The sequence below is a fragment of the Aquabacterium sp. genome (assembly GCF_050725395.1).
Lineage (GTDB): Bacteria > Pseudomonadota > Gammaproteobacteria > Burkholderiales > Burkholderiaceae_C > Aquabacterium.
This window is the reverse complement of the sequence record NZ_JBOHHL010000078.1, coordinates 1-3444: the sequence shown is the minus strand read 5'-3', so window position 1 is coordinate 3444 and position 3444 is coordinate 1. Positions and strand designations below refer to the sequence as shown.

The 3444-nt window shown below is 67.1% G+C and carries 4 protein-coding genes; all 4 read right to left on the bottom strand.

What is annotated here, in order from left to right; all coding sequences use genetic code 11:
* Positions 1-83: 83 nt before the first annotated feature.
* Positions 84-485: an alternative ribosome rescue aminoacyl-tRNA hydrolase ArfB gene (gene arfB / locus ACREB4_RS21110; protein WP_431590206.1), complete on the bottom strand. Its 402-nt coding sequence runs from the start codon at positions 483-485 to the stop codon at positions 84-86.
* A 3-nt stretch (positions 486-488) separates the two neighbouring features.
* Positions 489-1451 (bottom strand): Tim44 domain-containing protein, encoded by a 963-nt coding sequence (locus ACREB4_RS21105; protein WP_431590205.1) that lies wholly within the window; start codon positions 1449-1451, stop codon positions 489-491.
* Positions 1452-1468: 17 nt separating this feature from the next.
* Positions 1469-2974, bottom strand: coding sequence for a hypothetical protein (locus ACREB4_RS21100; RefSeq protein ID WP_431590204.1), 1506 nt, complete (start codon positions 2972-2974; stop codon positions 1469-1471).
* A partial coding sequence (locus ACREB4_RS21095) for a GGDEF domain-containing protein (RefSeq protein ID WP_431590203.1) occupies positions 2971-3444 on the bottom strand: 474 nt, incomplete at its 5' end. The genes ACREB4_RS21100 and ACREB4_RS21095, both read right to left, overlap by 4 nt.

Here is a 3444-nt window from a genome sequence, read left to right as displayed (position 1 = left end):
CGCCAACATCTATGAGCGCAACATCGAGACGCTGCGAACCTTGGGCCACGAAGGCTGGAAGAAGCTCTGGATTTGAGCGGCCGTCAGTCGGTCACCCGGCCTCGGGATGACTTGATCTGCGACCGCTGGCTTTTGCCCTCCAGGCGGCGCTGCTTGGCACCGTAGCTGGGCTTGGTGGCCTTGCGGAAACGTGGTGGGCGGGCCGTGCTGTCCACCAGTTCGGCCAGGCGACGCAGGGCTTCCAGGCGGTTCTGTTCCTGGCTGCGGTGCTCCTGGGCCTTGATCACCAACACGCCCTCGGCGCTGATGCGGCGGTCGCTCAAGGCCAGCAGGCGTTCCTTGTGTTCATCATTCAAGGCATGAGAGGCTTTGATGTCGAAGCGCAAGTGGATGGCGCTGGAGACCTTGTTGACATTCTGGCCACCCGCGCCTTGCGCACGGATGGCCCGAAGTTCGATTTCCTCGTCGGGGATCGCCACGTGCATGGGTCAGGCGGTCTGCGCGATTCCCGCGATGGCCCATTCACCGTTGCCGGCCTTCGGCTTGGCCAGGTGCCAGATCTCGTCGAAAGTCGTGGTGGGCGAATGTTGCTCTTCGCGGATCAGGCCATGGAAACGCACGCTGACGATCTGGCGGTCGGCTTCGTCGGCGAAGTCCAGCACTTCGGCGTTCAGCTGCACCACGTCGGTCACCTGGGGCGCATTGCCACGGTCCTGCAGTTCCAGCTTGAAGACGGCGAACATCTCGGGGGTCGAGAACTGGCGCAGGTCTTCGAGGTTGGCCGAGTCGTTGGCGGCCTGCATGCGGATGAAGATCAGCTTGGCGATGCGTTCGAAAGCCGGGGCATCGAAACCGGGCGGCAGGCTCGGGGCCGTGCCGGCGGCGACCGAAGCGAAGCTGGGGCCGCTCAGGATGGTCGACGAAGCCGCGGCGCCTTGTGGCGCGGCCGGGATGTCGCGGAAGACGGGTTGCTGCGCGGGCACTGGTTGCGCGGGCGGCACGGGCGCGCGGGCAAAGTCATTGGGCGACAGGCGAGGGCCACCGCTGGTGGCCGGCGCTGGATTGGCAAACCGCGACATGATCCAGCGGATGGCGAAGAAGGCCACCGCGGCCAGCAGCACCATGGTGATCATGTTGCCCATGGCGGCGCCCATGCCGAAGTGGCTCATCAGGGCGGCGATGCCCAGGCCCGCGGCCAAACCGGCGACCGGGCCCATCCAGTTGCGCTTGGGCGCCACGGAGGGCGGCACGGCCTGGCCGCCCGGGGCCACCGAAGGCTGGGCAGGCGACGGCTGCTGTTGCTGCGTGGGGGAATTGGGTGCCGGACGCGAAGGCATCTGACGCTTCATGCCAGACGAACCGCCACCACCCAGGCGCTTGGCCTCGACGTGGTCCGCCACGAAGGTGAGGCTGAGCAAGGCCACGAACACGCTCGTCAGTATTTTCTTCAAAACCATCTCTCCATGTATCAACGGGCCGGCACACCGAATGCCACACCCCACGCCAATTCAACCACAGGACTGTCCAGATTGCCCTTGAGGGAGCGAACCCGTCCCAGCCCCAGGTGAGCTCTACTTTGGGGCCCCAGGTTCAAATTCAACTTCAACATGGGTTGGACCACGGCGCCACCCTCGGTGTCGACCCCACCACCGCCAGCCGCGCCCACCAGCAATTCGGCGCCCAGCGACCATCGGGACGCGAACACCGGCGATTGCACGCCCGCCCCCACCAAGCCCACAGAATACGCTCCGGCGTCTCCGTTGTAAGCGCTGTGGGCCTGTCCGCTGATGTAAAGAAGTTCGGTCAGAGAACGCCGCACCTGCAGACCGATGGACTGCAGGGATTGCGGCGGCCCACTCCTGCGCTCGGCACCATCCAGGTGCTGCAGGGCCAGGTTCCATTCCATGCCCTCGACCCAGGAACGGGGTGACAAACGCCCCAGGGCCACCGGCCCCTGGGAGGGATGATCCAAGTCCCAGCCGAGCGACAGTTGCGCATAACGGGCCTGGAAAGGCCCCTGGGGCGCGTTCACCGTGCCGCCTTCCAGCGACACGAAAAAATCCCGGCTGAGGTGCAGGCTGATGGACAGGCCAGCCTTGGCCAGCAAGCCGCCATCGGTCGGCACCGCGCCGCCGCCGCCCAGGCCCAGGGCAGCGCGCGCGCCCACGGCCAGTGGCGTGCCCTTGATCGGCTGCTCGAAACCCAGGGTGGCCAGCACCTCGGCATAGCCACCCGCCCCGCCGCTGGCCGCTCCGGCCGCCTCCAGCCCCCAGTAGAGGTTGGGGTACAGCCAATGGTCGAGCCGGAAACCCGCCAGGCCAATGCGCTGGTCGCCGTCGTGCACTTCGTCGAAAGCGCCCACCACGCTGATGCGGTCAAAGCCCATGCCACCGCGCGTCCAGGCGGTCGAGCTTTTGCCGGCCGCCGAAGGCAGGGTGTAGGCGAAGTCGCTGTCGACGGACAGGACGACACCCGCCTGGTTGGAGCGGATGTCGCCATTGGGGAAGCGCACGCTGGACGCCGACACGCCGGCCCACACGCCGGGACCCTTCGGTGAACCGCTGAGGCGCCACAGCAGGTCGAGGTGCGGACGCAACATCAGCCCGCCGCCCACGGGTGCGGCGGCACCGCCACCGCCGCCCGCGAACAGCCCGGCCTCCAGGCGCAGCCGGCTGGCCAAGGGCAGCCGGTAGGCCACTTCAGCCCCGCCCACGAAAAAACCACCCCGGTGCCCGGTCGCGCCGCCATACACCGCCGGCCCGGCCAACCAGCCCGGCGAAAACTCCAGGAGGTAGCTGCCGCCCAGCAGGCCCATGGCCTCGCCACCGGGCAGCCGGATGGTTTCGAACCCCAGGCGGGTGCTCACCGGCAGGGTGCGGAGACCATCGTCAGGAGGGCTGGTTTGGGCCTGTGCCGTGCCCATGCCCAAGAGGCACAGCACGCCCGCCCGAAAAACACGGTTTTTTGGAATCATCCGCCCATTGTGGGCGACATTGCGGGCACGATGTCCGACCAGACCATGGTGCGGTTTCGGCCCCCTTGCTTGGCGCTGTAGAGCGCCTTGTCGGCCCGTTCGATGCAGGCTGCCAGGCTTTCGCCCGGCCTGTAGGCGGTCAGTCCCGCCGAAAAAGAGGGGTGCAAGGCCAAGTGGTCCTGGGCCACGGTGACATTGCGCAAGGAATCTCGCAGCCGCTGAATGCCGCGTTCCGCGTCGTGCACGGAGGTGCCCACCAGCACCAGCATGAACTCCTCGCCGCCCCAGCGGGCCAGCACATCGGTCTCGCGCGTCATGGACGCCGCGTGCTGGGCGAAGTTGCGCAGCACCTCGTCGCCCACGTTGTGGCCATGCGTGTCGTTGATCTGCTTGAAGAAATCGATGTCGAGGATGGCCAGGCAAAACTCATGGCCCGAGGAGCGCGACAGGCGCCGCTGGTGTTCGTCACC